Raw genomic sequence first — 20,614 nt, 5'->3', positions numbered from 1 at the left:
CCATACGCAGCCATGTTGGCGTTTACCAAGTTTTCTGCCCGATTCCGGGCAGGAAAGATTGCCGTGGATCTCCCTCCGCCCGGCCATAAGACGGTCCGCGACCACCCATAACTCTGGGTAGTGATCACGCCGGAAGGGAACCTCATGCGCCGTCTGCCGGGGATATCGATCGTCGCCGCCCTCTCAGTGGCGGCTCCGGCACCCGCCTGGCAGCCCCCGCCGTACGGCTCCGCGTCCCCTGCCGCCCCCGCGAGCCTGCGGGAGGCCTTCACCCGGGCGGCCGGAGAGTACGGCGTGCCGGAGAACGTGCTGCTGGCCGTGTCCTACCTGGAGTCCCGCTGGGACGTCAACGGCCGGCTGCCCAGCGTCGCGGGCGGCTACGGCCCCATGCACCTGGTCGACGGCCGGGCCTTCACAGGGAGCGGCGTCCACCGGGACGCCGAGGGCGACCCCCGGGGCGACGAGAGCAGGCCGTACCGGGTCGGGACCCGGGACGTGGCGCCCGCGCCGCCCGAGGACACCCTGCGCCGGGCCGCCGAGCTGACCGGGATCGACCCCGGTGTGCTGCGCGCGGACCCGGCCGCCAACATCCGGGCCGGGGCGGCGCTGCTCGCCGACCACCAGCGGCGCTCCGGAGGCAGGCCGGACGCCGGAGCGGCCGGTTGGTACGCCGCGGTCGCGCGGTACGCGGGACCCGGTGAGACCGGGGCAGGGCGGGCCTTCGCCGACGCGGTCTACGCGACGATGCGCGCCGGGGTCTCCCGCGTGACCGACAGCGGCGAGCGGATCGTCCTGCCGCCCGCGCCCGGCCTGGGACCGGCCGGGACGGGGACACCCGGGCTGCGCCGCGCGTCCGGCACCGTGACGCCCGACTGCCCCCCGGAGGTCTCCTGCGAGTGGGTTCCCGCCGCCTACCGGCGCACGAGGAACGGCGGGCACGGCAACCACGACCGCTACGACGGCCGTCGCCAGGTCGACTACATCGTCATCCACGACGGGGAGACCTCCTACGACGCGATGACCAGGCTCGTCAGGAACCCCGACTACCTGAGCTGGCACTACACCGTGCGCTCCGGCGACGGGCACATCGCCCAGCACCTGAGGCCCGACGACATCGGCTGGCACGCGGGCAACTGGTACTTCAACTCCCGCTCGATCGGCATCGAGCACGAGGGCTACCTCGCCAAGGGCGCCTGGTTCACCGAGGCGATGTACCAGGCCTCGGCCAGGCTGGTGGCCCATCTCGCCGGGCGTTACGACATCCCCCTCGACCGGGCGCACATCCTCGGCCACGACAACGTGCCGGGCACCACCCCGGAGACCGTCCGCGGTATGCACCAGGACCCCGGCCCCTACTGGGACTGGGCCCACTACTTCGAACTGCTCGGCCAGCCGCTGACCGCCTCCGGGGACCAGGACGCGCGCTCGGTGATGATCAAGCCCGACTACGTCCTCAACCAGCCCTACTTCACCGGCTGTCTCCCCTCCGGGGAGTGCATGCCCGCGAGCGCGGCCTCGGTCTGGCTGTACAGCGCCCCCTCCGATGAGGCGCCGCTGGTCAGGGACGTCGGCAGGCACCCCGGCGGCGACTCGACCTACAACGTCTACGACCACGCGGCCCGCGCCTCCACCGGTCAGCGCTACGCCCTGGCGGGCCGCGAGGGCGACTGGACGGCCATCTGGTACCTGGGCCAGAAGGCCTGGTTCCACGACCCCGCCGGCGAACCGGCCTCGGTGCCCGCCTCGGGAGGCCTGGTGACCCCGAAACCCGGCCGCTCCTCCGTCAGGCTGTACGGCAGGGCCTATCCCGAGCGCTCCGCCTATCCCAGGGGTGTGTCCGCGCAGCGCCTCGTCCCGTTGCAGTACTTCCTGCCCGCCGGGCAGTTCTACAGTCTGGGGCTGACGACGAGGGGCTCCTACCTGCGCTCCTCCGCCACGGCCGCGGTTCGGCACCGGGTCGTCACGGGGGACGCGCGCTACCGGCAGATCCAGTTCGGCCACCGGGTGATGTTCGTCCGCGCCTCCGACGTCCAGGTGATCTCACCATGACGATCTTCCGCACACCGCCTCGGTTGCGCGCATCCGCCCGCCGGAGGCGCTAGAGTTTTCCCGTGCACCGGACATCGTTCCGGGCGACACGCGGAAGTGGCTCAGTGGTAGAGCATCACCTTGCCAAGGTGAGGGTCGCGGGTTCGAATCCCGTCTTCCGCTCCGGCAGGTCCGCGAGGGCCTGACTGGTGGAGTGGCCGAGAGGCGAGGCAACGGCCTGCAAAGCCGTGTACACGGGTTCAAATCCCGTCTCCACCTCAGTGCACCGACGTCGGGGGCTCCGGCATCCGATAAGGTAGCGCGAGTGCGGCCGAGGGGAGACCCGAGGCGGTTGTGCGGAAGTGGCTCAGTGGTAGAGCATCACCTTGCCAAGGTGAGGGTCGCGGGTTCGAATCCCGTCTTCCGCTCTGATGTTTCCCGAGGACGATTAGCTCAGCGGGAGAGCGCTTCCCTGACACGGAAGAGGTCACAGGTTCAATCCCTGTATCGTCCACCACGACAACGAAGCCCCGGCCCGCCAAGGGTCCGGGGTTTTTCGTTTCCCATGTGCACAGACTCACGGTCGTTCACGCGGCCGGGTACGGCAAGGCGCGCGACGACCCGGGACCTGGAACCCGAGGGCAGGTGCCCGGGGTCGCCTGAGCAGCCGGCGGCGGGGGTCTGCGGGGGTCCTGAAGGTCCCCGCCGCGTTGATCGAAAACTCAACGTCACGTTTCACACGCGGTTCTTACCGCTGAGGAGGCACCATAGAGGGACACATAATGCAAAAAACGGTTGATTGCCACGTTCGTCAGCCGTGGTGGAAGGGGCGAGCCTGTGCATCGCGTGGTGGTCGATCCGGAGGTACCGGCCGAAGTCGCCAGCCTCATGCGCCGGAACGGACGCCTGCTCTCCCGGTTCAGATCCGGCTGGAATCCCGAACCGGACGGCGCCGCACGCGTCCCGGCGGTGATCGTGGCCACCTTCGGTGCCACGATGCTGGCGGGGCTGGGCGGCACGCTACTCGTCGGGGTCCCGCTGGCCTTCTCCATCACCGCCGCCGTCATCTGCCTGACCGTCCTGGGTGTCATCTACCTGGCGACGAAGCCCGCCCCCGCCGACTCGGTCGAGCGCGTCCTGTACCGGCACGCCCGGCACTACCAGGGGGGCTACCTGATCCTTGAGGACTTCGACTACGGTGCCAGGGAACTGCTCGGCCGGGCGCAGCGGGCGATCGACCACATCCTGCGTTCCCGGGTCAACGTCATGGGCATGCTCGACAGCGTGCGCAACGCGGTGATGCTCCCGGCGGAGGAGTGGCAGATCGCCCGGCTGCTGACCAAGCTGTCGGAGCTGCGGGCCAGGCACCGTCACATGGCCAGGGGCGGCAGGACCCCCGAGGTCGCCGCCGCCATGGCGCCGATGGAGCGGGCCCTCGCGGCCAGCGAGGCGGCCGTCGTCGCGCGGGTCGAGGCGCTCGAACGGTACGCCGCCCACGTGACGCAGGCCGACCACGCCCTCGTCTCCCAGGGGCAGATCGAGGTGCTGCGCGCGCAGCTTCCCGAGTACGAGCAACTGGTCGCCGAGACGGGCGCCGCCCGGTTCCTCGCCCCGGAGATCGGCAACCTCAGCGAGGACGCCGAGCAGTTGCGGCGTGCCCTGCGGGACAGTCTCCGCTCCGCCCACGAGGCGTTCCGTTACCTCGACGGCCCCCTCTCCCGTTGACCCTGAATCGGTATCCCCTCCCACCGGATGGGTACCTTTTTCCCATGACGGGACAACCAGTGCTGTTGTATGACGGCGACTGCGGTTTCTGCGCCACCTGCATCGGGTTCGCCGAACGCAGGATCGGTCTGCGCGCGCGCCCGGTCCCCTGGCAGTTCGCGGACCTCGCCGAGTTCGGCACCACGCGGGAACGCGCGGAACACGAGGTCCTGTGGGCCGAGGACGGCCGTCTGTACGGCGGCGCGCAGGCCGTCGCCCGGCTGTTCCTGGCCGCCGGGAGGCCGTGGAGCCTGGCCGGGCACGCGCTGCGGGTTCCGCCGCTGCGCTGGGTGGCCCACTGGGGCTACCGGCTCGTGGCGGCCAACCGCCATCGCCTGCCGGGCGGCACCCCCGCCTGTGCCCTGCCCGCGAAACGACGATGACCGTCCTGCTGACCGGCTTCGAGCCGTTCGACGGCTCCTCGGTCAATCCGTCCTGGGAGGCGGTCAGCCTCGTCCAGGGGGTGCGGGCCGTACGGTTGCCGTGCGTGTTCGGCGAGTCGCTGGAGCGGTTGCGGGCGGCGGTGGCCGAGCACGACCCGTCGGTGGTCGTCTGCGTCGGCCAGGCCGGGGGCAGACCGGACGTGACGGTCGAACGGGTGGCCGTCAACCTCGACGACGCCCGCATCCCGGACAACGCGGGACGGCAGCCGATCGACGAGCCCGTGGTGCGCGGCGGCCCCGCGGCCTACTTCGCCACGCTGCCGGTCAAGGCGTGCGTCGCGGCGGCCAGGGCGGCCTCGGTGCCCGCGAGCGTCTCGCAGAGCGCCGGGACGTTCGTCTGCAACCACCTCTTCTACGGCCTGATGCACCTGATCGCCACCGAGCGGCCCAGGATGCGCGGCGGGTTCGTGCACCTGCCGTTCACCCCGGAGCAGGCCCTGGGCCACGGCGTGCCCGCTGCGCCCTCGATGCCCTCGGCGACGGCGGCGACGGCGCTGACCGCCATCGTGACCGCCGCCGTCTCCGTGGGTGACGACCTGCGCCTGGTCGGCGGCTCCCTGCACTGAGCCCCGCCACGGGGGCCGGTCTACAGGGGGACGCCGAAGACCGCGCGGCGTCCCGCGAACTCGGTGACGCTCCACAGCGTGTTCCTGTCCCGGACGCAGGTGAGGTCCTCGGGACCGCTCGGGTAGGGCCGCCTGGCCACCGTCTCCCCCGCCACGAGCAGGGCGCCGTTCCTGGTGGAGCCCGCGCCCTGGCTGAGGTACCAGGTCCCGTTGCAGGAGAGCGCGCCCTGGATCTTCGGCTCGGGCAGGAGGTAGGCGTCCACGGCCCTGGCGACCCCGGCGTCGTCGGCCCGCAGGGAGCCGTCCTGGTCGAAGGCCCAGCGAGCGACCCTGCCTGCCTCCTGCCGGGTCTCCACGTACTCTCCGGAGACCAGCGTGCCGGGGGTGGTGCTCCGGTCCACGGTCGCGAAGGAGAATCTGGCCTCACCCGTACGGCTCCAGGCGCCGGTCTGCGGCATCACGTAGCGGTAGCCGAAGGCGGTGTACACCCCGCCCCTCCTGCCGATCGTGGTCGTGCCGTCGCCGTTCACCTCGAAGATCTGCCGGGTGTCGAACACCCGCATGCCCCGCTCGGTGTCGGCGACGTACAGCAGGTCGCCGTACCAGGCGACGCCTCCGGCGTGGATGTTGATCGGGGAGATGCCGCCCGCGGTGTCGGCCACCACGAGCAGGACGTGCCGGTAGCGCAGCGTGGCCGGGTCGAGGAAGGACAGCCGGATGCCCCGTTCCGGCGCGGACTGGGGTTTGAAGTACCAGCTCACCACGAAGGCGTTCCTGGCCAGGCCCGCGTCGGAGGAACAGGTCAGGCCCTGGGGGTACCAGTCGGTGACCTCGTTGTCCGCGGCGTCGAAGCAGTACCAGTCGACCGGTTTGGGGTTCATCGTACCGAACGCCCTGGTCCCGGCCGCTCCCTTCCTGATCGCCACCCGGTTCGCCTTGGTCAGCACGGTCTCCAGAGGGACCCGCTTGAGCCATCTCCCCAGTGCCCCGGCCCCGGCCGCCAGGTCGCCGTCGTCACGTCTCAGCTCGAACGGTTCAACCGCCGTGGCCGTCATCGCGCTCATAGGGGGATTCTCCTTCTCCGACGGCCGTCCTGGCAGGCGGTCGAGATGCGGAGTTCACGAGTATGCCGGTCTCAGGCCCCTTTTGTGATCATATCTGGAGGATCATTCCGGCCAGGTGTGCACGGGCGCGCCGGTCAGCGCCAGCTCCCGGTAGCGGGCCACCATTCTGGCCCGTGCCGCCGGGTCCCCGGCGAGGTCACCCAGCGCCTCCCGCTGCCAGACCGACCCGGTACGGCGCCGCCCGACCCGCTCCCGGATGATGTTCAGCGTCCACTCGGCCTCCTCGGGCAGCACGCCGACCCGTTCGAGCCCGGCGGCGGCCGCGGGGAGCAGGTCGAGCGCCAGCCGCGCCGCCGGGATCTCCCCCGGCCTGCCCGGCCAGGCCAGTGGCGCGTCCAGGCCGTGGATCGCGGCCCGGTAGAAGTTGCGGTAGGCGGCGGAGAAGGGGAACTCCTCGACCGGCTCGACCGCCAGGGCGGCGGTGAGTCCGAGCAGGAACGCGCTGTTGGCCGCCATGTCCAGCGGCGTCGGCCCCGCGGGCAGCGAACGCATCTCCACCCGCAGGTGACCGCCGTCCGCCGGGTCGTAGACGGGCCTGTTCCACTGCCACACCGTGCCCTGGTGCAGCCGCAGCTCGGCCAGTTCCGGCACCTCCTGCTCCTGGCTCTCCTTCCAGGTCATCGGCAGCACCGGCTCGTAGTCACGGACGCACGCCTCGAAGATCTCCCCTGCCCCGGTCACCCACCCGGAGCCGAAGGCGACCCGCCTGTCCCTGCGGTCGCGCCGCTCCACGTCACGGTCGTCGGCGGCCTCCTCGAACAGCGCGATCCTGGTCTCCTCCCACAACCTCCTGCCCAGGAAGCCCGGCGAGTTGCCGCTCACCGCCAGGACCGGCCCGATGGCCAGCTGGGAGGCGTTGTAGACGCGGGCGAAGTCACCGGGAGGCGTGCGGAAGTGCACCTGCCAGGAGGTGTTCGCGCTCTCCAGGATCACCCCCTCGACTTCGAGCTCAAGCTGCTCGGCCCCCTCGATGCTCACCCGGAACGGTTCGGCGCGCAGCCGCCGCATCCCCCGGCTCAGCGCCCGGTAGCGGCTCTCGTCGCTGAGCGCCTCGTGGGTGAAGTCGAACTCGCTGAGCGAGGGCAGGATTCCGATCGCCACGACCCGGCCGCCCTGCGTCGCCGCCGCCGCGTCCGCCATGGCCATGGTCTCCTGCAGCTCGCGCACCAGCCCCGTGAACGGGCGCCCGGCGATCGGCAGCGGCGTCAGGTTGACCTCCAGGTTGAACCTGCCCAGCTCGGGCACGAGCCGCTCGTCGTCCGCCGCCTCGCGCACCTCGTGGTTGCGGGGAAGCGGCCTGCCCTCCGGGGTGACGAGGAAAAGCTCAAGCTCGGCCCCGATCGTCGCCGGTCCCGCGCCGAAGCCCGGCCTGGCGAGCAGTTCCCGAAGCTGGTCGAGCTGCTCCTCCAGCCGTTTCCCGAAGCGGGCGAACTCCGCCTCGGTGAAGCGGTCCTTGTCGACTTGCTGGCCCATCGGCACCATCCGATCAGTCGCTCCTGCTGTTGCCTCCTCCCTGTCCCGGCTGGACGGTTCTAATCAGCCCACCGCGCAAGTGCCGCCACGTACGGCGATGCGGCCAGGCCGGGGTCAGGCCAGGCAGGTCAGCGGCCTGCCGCCGTTGAACGCCAGCATGTCGGTGATCACGGCGGTCAGGTCGACCGGTCCGCCGAGGGCGGCTCCGTCCAGGTCGGCGTAGGCCCGGTGCAGGTTGCCGACGATCCGCTCGGGGTCGAGCAGCGCGCCGTACTCGCCGAGGTCGGTCTCCCTGGCGGTCTCCAGCGGCGAGAGGCCGGCCGCCCTGCCGCGCTCGGCGGTGTCCATCACGAACCGCAGATATCCCCGCACCCGGCCGATGACCTCGGGGCCGCAGACGTCGCCGTGCCCGGGGACGATGGTCGTGGCGCCCAGCTCCTCGATCCGGTCGAGGGCTTCGAGCGACCCCAGGACCGACCCCATCAGCACGAACGGCGTGCCGCCGTTGAAGACCAGGTCTCCCGCGAACAGCAGCGACCGCTCCGGGATCCACACGATGGAGTCGTTGGTCGTGTGCGCGGGCACGCCGATGTGCCGGACCTCGCAGCGCAGCTCGTCCGAGTACACGGTCACGCCGTCGGTGTAGGTGAGGAACGGCGGGCAGGCCCGCAGGTCGCCCCAGTCGACCTCGGTCCAGGCGATCGTGCGGTAGGCGGGGATGCCCTCGGCGAGGATCGCCTCCCTGGTCCGTTCGTGGCCGACGATCGTCGCCTCGGGAAAGGCGAAGTTGCCGAAGGTGTGGTCGCCGTGGTGGTGGGTGTTGACCAGCGTCGTGATCGGGTTCGCGGTGACCGACCTGATCGCCTCGCGGTAGGCCAGCGTGCGGCGTTCGGTCGAGCAGGAGTCCACGCTGATCACCCCGCGCTCACCGACCAGGAAACCGGTGTTGTTGACCCACCAGCTCCCGTCGGGCTGAACGTAGGCGTAGACGCCGTCCGAGACCTCCTCGATCCGGGCGGGTGGCAGGGGATGGTCGTGTGGGGATGAGCTCATAACGGCATTGTCGGGCCTGAACCGGCGACCCACGATCAGGAGGGCACGCCGTTCATCCGTCCGAGCCGCCTGCGGATCCGCTCGGCGGACAGCACGTTGAGCGCCTCACCCGCGGCGAGCGTGCGGGGCAGCAGCTCCGCCTGGGTGGTCAGGGCGCGGAAGAGGACCTCGACCGTCACATCGTGCTCGGGACGCAGGACGACCTCGACCCGGTCTCCCGCCTCGATCCGCCCCGGTTCGATGACCCTGAGGTAGGCGCCGGGCCTGGCGACCTGGGTGAACCGCCGTACCCATCCCTTCTCCGCGAGCCAGCCCGCGAAGGTCCGGCAGGGAATGCGCGCGGAGGTGACCTCCAGCACCAGATCGGCCCCGATCCGCCAGCGTTCGCCGATCAGTGCCCCGTTGACGTCCAGGCCCGAGGTGGTGAGGTTCTCCCCGAAGACACCGTTGGACAGCTCGCGCCCGAGCTCCGCCTGCCAGAGGTCGAGGTCCTCCCTGGCGTAGGCGTAGACCGCCTGGTCGTCGCCGCCGTGGTCGCGCAGGTCGCCGATCACGTCCCCGGCGACGCCGCTTCCGGCCGTGCCCGTCGGCCCGCCCGGCGCGGCCACGGCCACCGGCCCCGCCACGGGGCGCTTGTCGATCCCGGTGAGGGCGGCGTCGGTGTAGTCCGCCGGACGGCCGCGCCCGGCGTTGACGGAGAGAAGCTGAGCCATGAAGGCAGCCTACAAAGCTCTCCGGAGAAGTACGCGCCTCCCCGGTACCGACCTCGAAGGAGCTCGGGAGGACCGCTGAGGACATGTCCGCCGGGCGGACACCTGCACCCTTTTGGGCGGGATTTTTGACGCTCTGTCACCCGACCGAAACTGAGAGAAAAGGGCGGCCGTCACACCACATGACCAGTTTGTCCTCGTCATGAAAGATCCTTATCCCGTTCATTACAGCGTCGATCCCCAGTTGTTGATCTTCAAATCACTCCGATGGAAGCCTGTGAACGCCGCGGAGGCAACGTGCCCCCGCGCCGTCTCATCGCTGTTTCGAAAGGTGATCGACCCATGCGTTCCCTCGTCCTGTCCGCCGCCGTGGTCTCCACGGTCGCGGCTTTCGGCATGGCCCTCGCTCCCGCCGCGAGCGCCACGCCGTCCCCCTCCGAGTCTCCTTCCGCCTCCTCCAGCGGCGCCGGACAGACCGCACGAGGCGAGCAGCACTGCGTGATCCGCCCGAGCACCAGTAAGCGCCCCGTCAACATGAACTGCTACCGCACCTACACCGAGGCCGTCTCCGACGTCACCGGAGGGAGGGTCGCCGACGCCCCCGACCCCTCCATCATGACCAGCGCCGACCGCGCCGCCCTTGACCGCCGCATCGCCGCCGCCGGCCAGGCCGGCAAGCAGGCGGGCGTGCTGGCGGACGAGTACCCGGTCCGTGTCGCCACCGCGTGGGAGCACGAGAACTACCAGGGCTCCAGCATGATGTTCGCCAGCAAGCAGGGGTGCTACGGAAACTACAACGTCTACAAGTACGCGGAACTGGCGTACGGCTGGAACGACATCATCTCCTCGATCCAAACCTTTGAAGGCTGCCGAGGCCTGCTCTACGAGCACACGTACTTCGGCGGCTCCTACACCTACCGGTTCAACAAGCTCTCATCCCTTGGCCGGATGAATGACCGGGCCTCTTCCGCCCAGATCGGTTACATGCCGAACGAGTAAGCGTTCGTCGCCCGGCTGAACCTCTCCCGCCCCATCGACGGCGGGAGAGACGAGCCGGTTGGTACGACCGAAACCACGAGCGGTCATCGAGCCGATGTCGCCCGGACGCCGGCGAAGAACACACCGGTCAGGGTGGAATCCCCGTTCCTGGGATCCCCTCGGCGGCGGGCCTGTCGCCACACGTCGTGACAGGCCCGCCGGTGCCACCCTCGAACCGTCAGCGGGCGGGAACGAACCGCACGCTGCCGAACCCGGCGGACTCCAGGGACTCACCCGCCCACGGGGCCGCCCTCTCAGCAGGGGCTCGCGTACAGCAACGCGAAACGGTTCGTCCCGTTGACGGCGTCCCCCTTGGCGCGGCCGACGGGGTAGCACCTGAAGTCATGCGGGTTGCTCAGGACATGCGTCCCGGCCCAGGCTCTCGTAGCCGAAGGTTCCCGCCCCGGCGAAAGCGGAGCCGGGCACGGCCCCGATAAGCGCGACACCGACGGCGAGAGCCGCAGAGCGGTGGACATTGCACAGCGCAAAGCAATCACCCCTTGTCGTCGATCAACCACATAGGGCGAACCAGGGGACTCAACCCCGGGAAGAGGAAAGAAAAACGCGCGGACGCAGGCGGCGGAGAAACCCACCAAGAAACACCGGGCAAAGACCATTATTGACGATGAAGCGAAATATGCATTGATGGGCAGTGAGCTCGTAAACCCGTGTGGGGCGGCCGGCGGCGGCGACACCTTTTTCGAGGCGCCGGTACCACACAGACCGGTGGAACCGGCCCTGCCGTAGCGAGTGATACCTCCACGCCGGATATATCCGGCCTTCATGGGCAGGCGGACCACAGCCGCCTTTTTGCGTTTTCCATCCGCGCACAATGGCTCCGCCAGCTCCGAGCGACCACTCGTCACCTCCGAGACCGCCCCGAATCCGCACTTATACGGATGAGGAAGGGCTGCCACGTTTTCGGTGACCAGGCACGGCGACCGGGGCCACTCCAATCCCGATGACGCCAGGTAATGGTTACCGGGAAACACAGATCCATCGCCTGACGGAATAACTCATTGCAGCACTACCCTTACCCTCGGTAATCGATTCGGCGCCACACCAAAGGCAATCGCAGAAAGGATCTCCATGAAACTCGTCACCTGGACCCTCGTCGGCATCGCCGCTGTCGCCCTGCTGACGCCGGTCACCGCCCACGCGTCCTCCTCCGACTCCGCGGCCAACGCCGCCCGCAGCACCAAGGTCGTCTTCCACAACGACACCGACTGCACACTGACCCAGATCGGCAAGGAGACCTACCACGGCATCTGGGTCATCGAGCCCAACTCCAGCATCGCCCCGCACAGCAGCGACTACTTCAAGACCGAGTCCGACGGCGTCCTCACCGGCACCGAGGCCGCGATCAAGTACCGCGCCGACAACTGCTCCCGCGCGGGCAAGCAAGTCCGCTTCCACTGGGACAACCCTTACTACGGCCGTAACAGCTACGACTTCGACGGCACCGACGGCGCCTTCACCACCCGCTACACCGGCGGAAACGGCGACAACGCCACCGTCGACGCGCACGTGAGCTGACCCCTCCCCGGCCTGACCGGTCCCGGCGGGACCGGTCAGGCCCCCGGCGTCCACATGGACCCTCCCGCGATCGAGTGCTCCCGGCCCCGGGTCGCCATCCACTGAGCGCACCGGAGCCGTCGGCGATCTTTCCCCAGGCTTGCCGCCCACGTGCCGGTCTCTAGATCGAAAGCCGCGTATAGCAGGGAGGTGACGTCTCCAAGCACGGACCACCGGGGAAAGGCCAGCATGATTCAGCAGATGATCGCCCTGTCAGCCGTCGCCGTCATGGCGCTGAGCGGTACGGCCGCGGGCGCGGTTGCGTCCACGGCGCCGCCGGACGCCAACGAGCAGGACAGGAGGTTCCTGGTCCAGGCCCACCAGGACAACCTGGCCGGGATCACGGCGGGCAGGGCCGCCGTTCGCAAGGGTCACGACCGGGACGTGCGGGCCCTGGGCAGGCGGCTGGTCACCGACCACACACGGTTGGACGCGGAGGTCAGGCAGGTGGCCCAGCGGCTCGCGGTGTCCCTGCCCGAGGAGGCGACCACGGCGCAGCGCATCCAGTACAACCGGATCTCCGCCAGGAACGGGGACGCCTTCGACTGGGCGTGGCTGTCCGTCGCGGCCGTCGACCGCCGTGCGGCGCTCGCCCGGGGGGCCAGGGAGCTGGCCGACGGCTCCTCGGCGCAGGTCAAGCGGCTGGCCGCCGACGCCAGGCCCGTCCTGCTGAGGCACCTCGAACTGCTGCGGCGCCACTCGGGCAGCGGCGCGACGGCCGGCGAGCCGGGCAGGCCGGGCCGGACCACGGCCGAGACCACCACCGGAACCACCGAGACCGTCGAGCCCTTCCTGATCCAGGAGGAGGGTTAGGGTCGGACGATGACCGATCTTACGGACCTCGCGCAACTGGTCGGCGGAGACCATGGCCTGGCCGTCGTCTCGACCTTCCGCTCAGACGGGACGATCCGCTCATCCGTGGTCAACGCGGGGGTGCTCGACCACCCCGTCACGGGGCGGCCGATCGTCGGGTTCGTCGTCAGGGGTGACTCCCGCAAACTCGCCGACCTGCGGGCCAGGCCGTACGCCTCGGTGGTGCTGCGCGCGGGCTGGCGGTGGGCGTCTGCGGACGGGCCGGTCGAGCTGGCCGGGCCGGACGACCCGCTGCCCGGGATCGACGCCGAGGGGCTGCGGCTGCTGCTGCGGTTCGTCTTCGGCGCGGCGGGCGGAACCCACGACGACTGGGCGGCCTACGACCGGGTCATGGCCGAGGAGCGGCGGACGGTCGTCCTGCTGACCCCCGACCGTCAGGCGGGCAATCCCTGAGGTGGTTCCCGGCCGGGTGACCGCGGCTCCTGATCGACACCTTGACCCGGGGCCGCCGGCACCTGGCCGGTGCCCGTCCGAGGCTGTGGCCCGTCCGGCCGGCTGCCCGCCTCTGGCCGGTGCCCGTCTGAGGGGTACCGGCCCGTCCGGCGGGTGCCCGCCTGAGCGGGTGGTGGACCGTCCGGTCGGGTGCTCGCCCGGCCGGGGCGCCGGACCGTACAGTCGAGCGATGGACCCTCGTGACCGCGTGATCGAGTTGTTTCATCGGGTGGCGGCGTCGGTGCCCGCCTATGGCGCGTTTCTCAGGGAGCGGGACATCGACCCCGCCCTTATCAAGACATTTGATGACTTCGTACGGCTGCCGCTGACCAGCAAGGACACCTACACCCGCCGCTATCCCCTGCCCGAGCTGTGCCGGGACGGCGTGATCGGGGACATGATCTCGGTCTCGTCGGGGTCGACGGGGACGCCGTCGTTCTGGCCGCGTTCCGTCGCCGACGAGCAGGTGATCTCCGAACGCTTCGAGGAGGTCTTCAGGGACGCCTTCGGGGCGGCGGGGCGCCGTACGCTGGCGGTCGTCTGCTTCGCGCTCGGCACCTGGGTCGGCGGCCTGTTCACCCTGGCCTGCTGCCGTCACCTGGCCGCCAGGGGGTATCCGATCACCTGCGTCGCGCCCGGCAGCGACCGGCGGGAGATCCTGCGGGTGATCCCCGAGCTGGCCCCGCACTTCGACCAGGTCGTGCTGCTCGGCTATCCCCCCTTCCTCAAGGACGTCATCGACGCCGGGATCGCCGAGGGGGTGCCCTGGGCCGACTACTCGATCAAGCTGGTCACCGCCGGGGAGGTGTTCAGCGAGCAGTGGCGCACCCTGGTCGCCGAACGGGCGGGGATGACCGACCCCGCGCTCGACACCGCCTCCCTGTACGGCACCGCGGACGCCGGGGTGCTCGGCAACGAGACGCCGCTGTCCATCCGCATCCGCCGTTTCCTGGCCGAGCGCCCCGAGGTGGCCGAGGAGCTGTTCGGCCGGCAGCGGCTGCCGACCCTCCTGCAGTACGACCCGGCCGTGCGTTTCTTCGAGGAGCACGAGGGGACCCTGTTGTTCTCCGGCGACAACGGCGTCCCGCTCGTCCGCTACCACATCGCCGACGAGGGCGGCCTGGTCCCCCATGACCGGATGCTCGGTTTCCTGGCCGGGCACGGCTTCCGCCCGACCTCGGCGAAGCCGCGTCTGCCGTTCGCCTACGTCTTCGGCCGCAGTCACTTCACGGTCTCCTACTACGGCGCGAACGTCTATCCGGAGAACATCTCGGCCGGACTCGAACAGCCGCAGGTCAGCTCCCTGGTGACGGGCAGGTTCGTCCTTGAGGTGGCCGAGGACGCCGGGCACGACCGGCGGCTGGCCGTCGCGGTCGAGTTGGCGGCCGGGGTGCGCGGCTCGGCGGAGACGGAGCGCCTGGTCGGCGAGTCGATCCTGGCCCAGTTGCTGCGCCTCAACAGCGAGTTCGCCGCGTACGTGCCCCCGGCGCGGCGGCACCCGGTCGTCTCCCTGAGGGAGAAGGGCGACCCGGAGTACTTCCCGCCGGGCGGAAAGCACCGTTACACCAGGGGGTGAAACCCTCGCCGGGAGAAGGATCATTTCCCCGCCGGACCTTCCCAAAAATGATCGCGAATTCCTCGACGAGGACGGCCCGGCCGATCGGAACCAATCGTCTCCCCAGTTCAACGGACCACTCGCGAAAAACAGGGGCTTCGGTGATCGAATGGCGGCCGCACCCCGAGACCTACCGTAAAGAATGTCGTCGCGGCACCAAGAAAACACAAAGGCCCGGTTATGCTGGCATCCAGACGAAAGTGGAAAGGTTCTTTCATGAACAATGACGCCGTCTGGGTGCGGGGTGTCACCGGCGTCCAGATGCACCACACCACCGACCTGCAGGACGCGACCCGCTTCCTGGGCAACGCGGTGATGGCGCTGCGGGCCGCGCACGTGCGGACCGGCGACGAGCGCTACTCCGGTCTCGCCGAGCAGCTCAAGGCCGTGACCGCGCAGGCCCGGGGGCTGGAGAGCCAGGCCAGGGCGAGCATGGAGGACCTGCACGTGGCCGACCCCGAGCTGTTCCTGCGCTGCCGTGACGGCGAGGAGCCCTGGCCGGACGAGATCCAGGCGGGGTTCATCCCGCGCCACACCTGCCGGGACCGGTGCCTCTACCACGACCACGACGTCCTGGGCGCCATCACGCAGTGCACCTGCGGGCGGCCCCCGTGCCGGGCGTGCGCCATCGGCGGTGCGCCCGTGGCGTAGCCCCGGGAGATCTAGGCTTCTGCCATGGCACGAGCTAACGACGCCGTGGCGGCGGCCCTTGAGGAGTACGCCGAGCTGTTCGCGATGGCGGGCGGCGACGCCTTCCGGGTGCGCAGCTACCAGAAGGCGGCCAAGGCGATCGCCGGGTTTCCCGAGGACATCGCGGCCACCCCGGTCAGGAACGTGCCCGGCGTCGGCGCGGCGATCGCGGGCAAGGTCGAGGAGTACCTCGAACGGGGCGGCTTCCGCCAGCTCGACGAGCTGCGGGCGCGGATTCCCGAGGGGGTGCGGCGGCTGACCCGGATCGCCTCCCTCGGCCCGAAGAAGGCGGTCTTCCTGTTCCAGGAGCTCGGGATCGACTCCCCGGAGGCGCTCGCCGAGGCCATCGGGCAGGGACGGCTCCGGGGGGTGCGGGGCTTCGGGCCCAAGACCGAGGAGAACCTCCTCAGGGGGATCGAGCAGCTTGAGGTGGCGAGCAGGCGGGTGCACATCGGCGTGGCCATGGAGCTGGCCGAGCGGATCATCGCCTCACTGCCCGCCGAGCGGATCGCCTACGCCGGGTCGCTGCGCCGGATGAGGGACACCGTCGGCGACGTGGACATCCTGGCGGTCGGGCCGGAGAGCCTCATGGAGGTCTTCAGGGCGCAGCCGTACGTGGCGGAGGTCATCGCCTCGGGTGAGAAGAAGACCTCGGTGCGCACCCACGAGGGGCTCCAGGTCGATCTGCGCCTGGTTCCCGCGGAGTCGTGGGGCGCGGCGATGCAGTACTTCACCGGCTCGAAGGAGCACAACGTGCACCTGCGCGAGATCGTGGTGAAGAGGGGCTGGAAGCTCTCCGAGTACGGCCTGTTCGACGGTGGCCGGGTGATCGCCGCCGAGCACGAGGAGGACGTCTACCGGGCGCTGGGCATGGCGTGGATTCCCCCGGTGCTGCGGGAGGACGGCGGTGAGATCGACGCCGCGCTCAGGGACGGGCTGCCCGTCCTGGTCACCGAGCGCGACCTGCGGGGCGACCTGCACACCCACACCGACCTGACCGACGGCATCGCCTCGCTTGAGGAGATGGTCGCCGCCGCCCACGCGCGCGGCCACTCCTACTACGCGGTGACCGACCACGCCCCCGACCTGGCGATGCAGCGGATGACCCTGGACAAGGCCCTGGAGCAGCGCGAGCGGCTGCGGCGGCTCCAGGAGGACTATCCGGACATGCGGCTGCTGCACGGCACCGAGCTCAACATCGCCCCGGACGGCTCGGTCGACTGGCCCGCCGAGGTGCTCGCGGGCTTCGACGTGTGCGTGGCGAGCGTGCACTCCCACTTCACCCAGTCGCGGGAGGAGATGACCAGGCGGTTCGTCACCGCCTGCGAGAACCCGCACGTCCACGTGATCGGCCATCCGACGACGCGCCGGATCGGCAGGCGCCCTCCCGTCGACGCCGACTGGGACGAGGTGTTCCGCGCCGCGGCCCGCACCGGGACCGTGATGGAGATCGACTCCTTCCCCGACCGTTCCGACCTGCCCTCGGACCTGGTACGGCTGGCGCGCCACCACGGGGTGCGCTTCTCGATCGACAGCGACGCCCACGCCGTGCCCCACCTGGACAACCAGCGTTTCGGGGTCGGCGTCGCGCAGCGCGCCTGGCTGACCGCCGAGGACGTGGTCAACACCTGGCCGGTCGAACGGCTGCTGGACCTTCTGCGTCCATGATCCGCGGCGCTTCATGCCGTTCGCATGCGCAACCCTTACCTGACCGGGTGGGATGGAACGCCCTTCCTGTACGGCATGCGTATTTAGTGTGGTGAAGAGCGGGGGCGTCCTGAGGCCCCGGGGCGAAGCGGGGCGATGATGGACGTGAACAGTCTGTTTTCCGTGAGAAGGTCCGACCGATGCGCCAGCTGACCGCCCTCGACGCACAGTTCCTGCACGCCGAGACGCCGACGACCACGACCCATGTCGCCGGGCTGGCGATCCTCGACCCGGCGGGGTGCCCGGGGGGCACCCTGACCAGGGAGGCGCTGGTCGACCGGCTCAGGGAACGACTGCACCTGGCGCCCGTGCTGAGCCTGCGCCTGGCCGAGGTGCCCTTCGGCCTCGGCAGGCCGTACTGGGAGGAGGTCACCGACCTCGACGTCGCCGGCCACGTCCGCGAGCTGACCCTCCCCGCGCCCGGGGACGACAGGCAGCTCGCCAGGAAGGTCGCCAGGCTCCACGAACGGCGCCTCGACCGCGGCCGCCCGCTGTGGGAGATGTGTCTCATCCACGGACTGGCCGGGGGGCGGGTCGCGCTCTACGCCAAGATCCACCACTGCGCCCTGGACGGGGTCACCGGCGCGGAGACCCTGGCGGCCATGCTCGACCTCACCCCCGAGGCCCCCGAAACCTCAAAGGCCCCCAAGGATCACAGGGCTCACGGGGCTCACGGGGCCTCCAGGAGCCCCGAGGCCGAGGCCGCCCCCGGTCAGGGGACGCTCGCCGTACCGGAGGGCGAGGAGGCGCTGGGGCCGCTGGCCATGCTCACCGCCGCGGCGGGCAGGTCGGTGACGTACCCGGGCAGGGCGCTGCGCGCGCTCGGCCGGATGATGACCGACCTCGACGCGATACCGGGGGTCTCGGCGCTGCCCGGCGCGCGGGCGGTCGCGGAGACCGCCAGGACGATCGCCGGGAACCAGGCGGAACTGCCCGAGCTGCCGCCGCTGACCGCTCCCCGCACGCCGTTCAACGGCCCGATCAGCGCCAAGCGGCGTCTCGCCTACGGCTCGATCCCGCTCACCGAGGTCAGGCACGTCGCCAAGTCCTTCGGCCTCAGCGTCAACGACGTGGTCATGACGGTGTGCGCCTCGGCGCTGCGTTCCTGGCTGCGCGAGCACCACGCGCTGCCCGACCGGCCGCTGGTTGCCGCGGTCCCGGTCTCGGTCCGTACGGCCTCCGCGCGGGCCGGAGACGTGGTCGGCAACCGGCTGTCCGTCATGGTCACCCAGCTGCCGACGGACGTGGCCGACCCGCTGGAGCGGCTGCGGGCCATGGGCGCGACGATGCGCGTGGCAAAACGCCGGTTCGCCGAGTCACCGGCCACCTGGCTCGACGGGCTCTCCACGCTGCTGCCCACGGTCCTCACCTCGGTGGCGACCCCGGCGATCTCCCGGCTGGCCTCGGTCACGCTGCCGCCGATCAACCTGATCGTGTCGAACGTGCCCGGTCCCCAGCTGCCGCTCTACCTGTGCGGGGCCCGGCTGCTGGCCTATCATCCGGTCTCGGCGCTGAGCGACATGAGCGGCGGCCTCAACATCACCTGCTTCTCCTACGACGGGTCACTGGACTTCGGGGTCCTCGCCTGCCCGGATCGGGTGAAGGACGTGTGGCGGCTGATGGACCACCTGCGGGAGGCGATGGAGGAGCTGGCCGCGCTGGATCCGCGCTCCTGACCGTCCTCATCCCAGGGCGTGGGCGATCAGTTCGGCGACGGCGTCGGGGTCGATGTGGTGACCGGTGAGCTGGCAGAGGTTCTCCTGGTGCAGCAGCACGGCGGCGAAGGTGACCGCCGCGACCTCAAGCCGGGCCGCGTCGCCGCGCGGGGTGGGCAGCGCCAGCTCCAGGGCGAACCTGGCGCGCCTAACGATCTCCCCGTTCAGCCTGCCGAGCCGGTCGCGGACCGAGCCGTGGGTGTCGGCCTCGCGGAACAGGATGCGCCGCATCGCCGGGGAGGCCCGCAGCGGCAGGCGGCGGGCCAGCCGGGACAGGCTCTTGGCCGCGTCGCCGGGGACGGCCTCGACCTCGGGGGTCTCCTCGACGAGTGTGCGCTCGTCGACCAGTGCGACCAGCACGTCGATCTTCCTGGGGAAGTAGTGGAAGACGAGCCCCTTCGGCACCCGGGCCAGGCGGGCGATCGCCGCGGTCGGCGTGGCCTCGTAGCCGCCGCCCGCGAACAGTTTCTCCGCGGCGTCGAGGATTCGTGTGCGCGCGTCCGGGCCCGGGGCGTCGCCGGAGCGCGGTCTGAGGCTGCCCACAGCCAGACGATAACCGCCTGGTGGCGCGGTTTTCCATGCCGGTTTCCCGCTGGTTTCCCTACCGCGGGGAAAGCGGCCCCTCATCGGTTCCCCGCTCACCCGCCGTCGCCCTTCGCGACCGTTTCCGGACCGTCGCCAAAGGGTGCCCGGTGCGGTCCGTGATCATCGGACGCCTACCCTGATCAGCATGACCTTCTCCGAACTGAGCCTCTTCCCCGTCTGTCTCGGCGGCAACGTCTTCGGCTGGACCGCGGACCGTGACGCCTCCTTCGCCGTCCTGGACGCCTACGCCGAGGCGGGCGGGAACTTCGTCGACACCGCCGACGTGTACTCCGAGTGGATCCCGGGTCATTCCGGGGGCGAGTCGGAGACCGTCCTGGGCGAGTGGCTTGAGTCCCGGGGCAACCGCGACCGGATGGTGATCGCGACGAAGGTCGGCGCGATGAGCGGCCGGGCCGGCCTGTCGGCGGCGAACATCCGCCTGGCCGTCGAGGACTCGCTGCGGCGGCTGCGGACCGACCACATCGACCTGTACTGGGCGCACGTCGACGACCAGGAGACGCCGATTGAGGAGACCCTCGGCGCGTTCGACGCCCTGGTGCGCGAGGGCAAGGTTCGCGACATCGGGGCCTCGAACTACGGGGCCGAGCGGCTCACCGAGGCACTGGCGATCTCCGAGCGGGAGGGCCTTGCCCGTTATGTCGCCCTGCAGCAGCACTACAACCTGCTCGAACGCGACTACGAGGGTGGGCTGCGCGAGGTGGTCGCCGCCAACGGCCTGGTCAGCACGCCGTACTTCGGGCTGGCCAGGGGGTTCCTGACCGGGAAGTACCGTCCCGGTGTCGAGGTGCGCAGCGCCCGCGCGGGCGGGGCGACGCCGTACCTGGCCTCCGAGCGTGCCCTCAGGGTGCTGGACGCGCTGGACAGGGTGTCCGCGGAGCGTGGGGTGGCCCAGGCGACGGTGGCTCTGGCCTGGCTGGCCGCCCAGCCGACGGTCGCGGCCCCGATCGCCAGCGCCCGCACCGTGGAGCAGCTGGAGCAGCTGCTCGCCGTCGCCGATCTGAAGCTGGGCGAGGAGGAGCTGGCCCTGCTGGATGAGGCCTCACGCTGAGAATCCGGGCACCGACGGGCCCCCGCCCACCGGTGCCCGGACGTTATCCGGTGCCGTTCCTAGGAGCTGTTTAGAGTTCGGATCATGTGGTTGAGGTAAGGAGCTTCAGCCACATGATCGAGCCTCGGAGGTAGAGCCCGGCCTCGTAGCTTTC

At 70.5% G+C, this 20,614-nt stretch carries 18 protein-coding genes and 4 tRNA genes; 17 read left to right on the top strand and 5 right to left on the bottom strand.

Features of this window, described 5'->3' with window-relative positions; all coding sequences use genetic code 11:
• Positions 1-144 precede the first annotated feature (144 nt).
• The 8 genes from ACIBVQ_RS30695 (at position 145) to pcp (ending at position 4,801) form a co-directional block, all read left to right on the top strand.
• Positions 145-2,049, top strand: coding sequence for an N-acetylmuramoyl-L-alanine amidase (locus ACIBVQ_RS30695; RefSeq protein WP_399181696.1), 1,905 nt, complete (start codon positions 145-147; stop codon positions 2,047-2,049).
• A gap of 90 nt (positions 2,050-2,139) precedes the next feature.
• Positions 2,140-2,211: transfer RNA gene (locus ACIBVQ_RS30690), tRNA-Gly, on the top strand.
• Positions 2,212-2,236: 25 nt separating this feature from the next.
• Positions 2,237-2,307: transfer RNA gene (locus tag ACIBVQ_RS30685), tRNA-Cys, on the top strand.
• Positions 2,308-2,384: 77 nt separating this feature from the next.
• A tRNA-Gly gene (locus ACIBVQ_RS30680) sits at positions 2,385-2,456 on the top strand.
• A gap of 14 nt (positions 2,457-2,470) precedes the next feature.
• A tRNA-Val gene (locus ACIBVQ_RS30675) sits at positions 2,471-2,545 on the top strand.
• Positions 2,546-2,865: 320 nt separating this feature from the next.
• Positions 2,866-3,753: a hypothetical protein gene (locus ACIBVQ_RS30670; protein WP_399181694.1), complete on the top strand. Its 888-nt coding sequence runs from the start codon at positions 2,866-2,868 to the stop codon at positions 3,751-3,753.
• A gap of 44 nt (positions 3,754-3,797) precedes the next feature.
• Complete coding sequence (locus ACIBVQ_RS30665; protein WP_352011603.1) at positions 3,798-4,175, top strand: DUF393 domain-containing protein; 378 nt, start codon at positions 3,798-3,800, stop codon at positions 4,173-4,175.
• Positions 4,172-4,801, top strand: a complete 630-nt coding sequence (gene pcp / locus ACIBVQ_RS30660; RefSeq protein ID WP_399181692.1) for a pyroglutamyl-peptidase I — start codon at positions 4,172-4,174, stop codon at positions 4,799-4,801. The genes ACIBVQ_RS30665 and pcp overlap by 4 nt, the downstream gene beginning before the upstream one ends.
• A gap of 20 nt (positions 4,802-4,821) precedes the next feature.
• Here the strand turns inward: pcp and ACIBVQ_RS30655 are convergent, their stop codons facing one another.
• The 4 genes from ACIBVQ_RS30655 to ACIBVQ_RS30640 form a co-directional block, all read right to left on the bottom strand.
• The gene (locus ACIBVQ_RS30655) at positions 4,822-5,865 is read right to left on the bottom strand and encodes a hypothetical protein (RefSeq protein WP_399181690.1); all 1,044 of its coding nucleotides are present in this window, start codon (positions 5,863-5,865) and stop codon (positions 4,822-4,824) included.
• Between the two features lie 102 nt (positions 5,866-5,967).
• Positions 5,968-7,398, bottom strand: a complete 1,431-nt coding sequence (locus ACIBVQ_RS30650; protein ID WP_352011600.1) for a glutamate--cysteine ligase — start codon at positions 7,396-7,398, stop codon at positions 5,968-5,970.
• Between the two features lie 114 nt (positions 7,399-7,512).
• Positions 7,513-8,451 carry an MBL fold metallo-hydrolase gene (locus ACIBVQ_RS30645; RefSeq protein WP_399181688.1) on the bottom strand — a complete coding sequence of 313 codons (939 nt, stop codon included), beginning with the start codon at positions 8,449-8,451 and terminating at the stop codon, positions 7,513-7,515.
• Between the two features lie 35 nt (positions 8,452-8,486).
• The gene (locus ACIBVQ_RS30640; protein WP_399181686.1) at positions 8,487-9,164 is read right to left on the bottom strand and encodes an MOSC domain-containing protein; all 678 of its coding nucleotides are present in this window, start codon (positions 9,162-9,164) and stop codon (positions 8,487-8,489) included.
• A gap of 339 nt (positions 9,165-9,503) precedes the next feature.
• Between ACIBVQ_RS30640 and ACIBVQ_RS30635 the strand changes: the two genes are divergently transcribed.
• The 8 genes from ACIBVQ_RS30635 (at position 9,504) to ACIBVQ_RS30600 (ending at position 18,767) form a co-directional block, all read left to right on the top strand.
• Entirely contained in the window at positions 9,504-10,160 is a 657-nt protein-coding gene (locus ACIBVQ_RS30635) for a hypothetical protein (protein ID WP_399181684.1), read from the top strand.
• A gap of 1,128 nt (positions 10,161-11,288) precedes the next feature.
• On the top strand, positions 11,289-11,735 hold the full coding sequence (locus tag ACIBVQ_RS30630) for an aegerolysin family protein (RefSeq protein ID WP_362911471.1): 447 nt from the start codon (positions 11,289-11,291) through the stop codon (positions 11,733-11,735).
• Positions 11,736-11,963: 228 nt separating this feature from the next.
• Positions 11,964-12,587 carry a DUF4142 domain-containing protein gene (locus tag ACIBVQ_RS30625; protein ID WP_399181682.1) on the top strand — a complete coding sequence of 208 codons (624 nt, stop codon included), beginning with the start codon at positions 11,964-11,966 and terminating at the stop codon, positions 12,585-12,587.
• 9 nt (positions 12,588-12,596) lie between these two features.
• Complete coding sequence (locus ACIBVQ_RS30620; protein ID WP_352011594.1) at positions 12,597-13,040, top strand: pyridoxamine 5'-phosphate oxidase family protein; 444 nt, start codon at positions 12,597-12,599, stop codon at positions 13,038-13,040.
• A gap of 229 nt (positions 13,041-13,269) precedes the next feature.
• Positions 13,270-14,655 (top strand): phenylacetate--CoA ligase family protein, encoded by a 1,386-nt coding sequence (locus ACIBVQ_RS30615; protein WP_399181681.1) that lies wholly within the window; start codon positions 13,270-13,272, stop codon positions 14,653-14,655.
• Between the two features lie 255 nt (positions 14,656-14,910).
• Entirely contained in the window at positions 14,911-15,345 is a 435-nt protein-coding gene (locus tag ACIBVQ_RS30610) for a hypothetical protein (protein WP_362911475.1), read from the top strand.
• Positions 15,346-15,369: 24 nt separating this feature from the next.
• Positions 15,370-17,052, top strand: coding sequence for a DNA polymerase/3'-5' exonuclease PolX (gene polX / locus ACIBVQ_RS30605; RefSeq protein WP_352011591.1), 1,683 nt, complete (start codon positions 15,370-15,372; stop codon positions 17,050-17,052).
• A 179-nt stretch (positions 17,053-17,231) separates the two neighbouring features.
• Positions 17,232-18,767, top strand: a complete 1,536-nt coding sequence (locus ACIBVQ_RS30600; protein ID WP_399181678.1) for a wax ester/triacylglycerol synthase family O-acyltransferase — start codon at positions 17,232-17,234, stop codon at positions 18,765-18,767.
• A 6-nt stretch (positions 18,768-18,773) separates the two neighbouring features.
• Here the strand turns inward: ACIBVQ_RS30600 and ACIBVQ_RS30595 are convergent, their stop codons facing one another.
• Positions 18,774-19,349, bottom strand: coding sequence for a TetR/AcrR family transcriptional regulator (locus ACIBVQ_RS30595; protein WP_352011589.1), 576 nt, complete (start codon positions 19,347-19,349; stop codon positions 18,774-18,776).
• Between the two features lie 187 nt (positions 19,350-19,536).
• Between ACIBVQ_RS30595 and ACIBVQ_RS30590 the strand changes: the two genes are divergently transcribed.
• On the top strand, positions 19,537-20,460 hold the full coding sequence (locus ACIBVQ_RS30590; protein ID WP_399181676.1) for an aldo/keto reductase: 924 nt from the start codon (positions 19,537-19,539) through the stop codon (positions 20,458-20,460).
• Positions 20,461-20,614 lie beyond the last annotated feature (154 nt).

Source organism: Streptosporangium sp. NPDC049376 (assembly GCF_044466505.1).
GTDB lineage: Bacteria > Actinomycetota > Actinomycetes > Streptosporangiales > Streptosporangiaceae > Streptosporangium.
The sequence above is the reverse complement of the archived record's forward strand: the minus strand, read 5'-3'. Positions and strand labels throughout refer to the sequence as shown.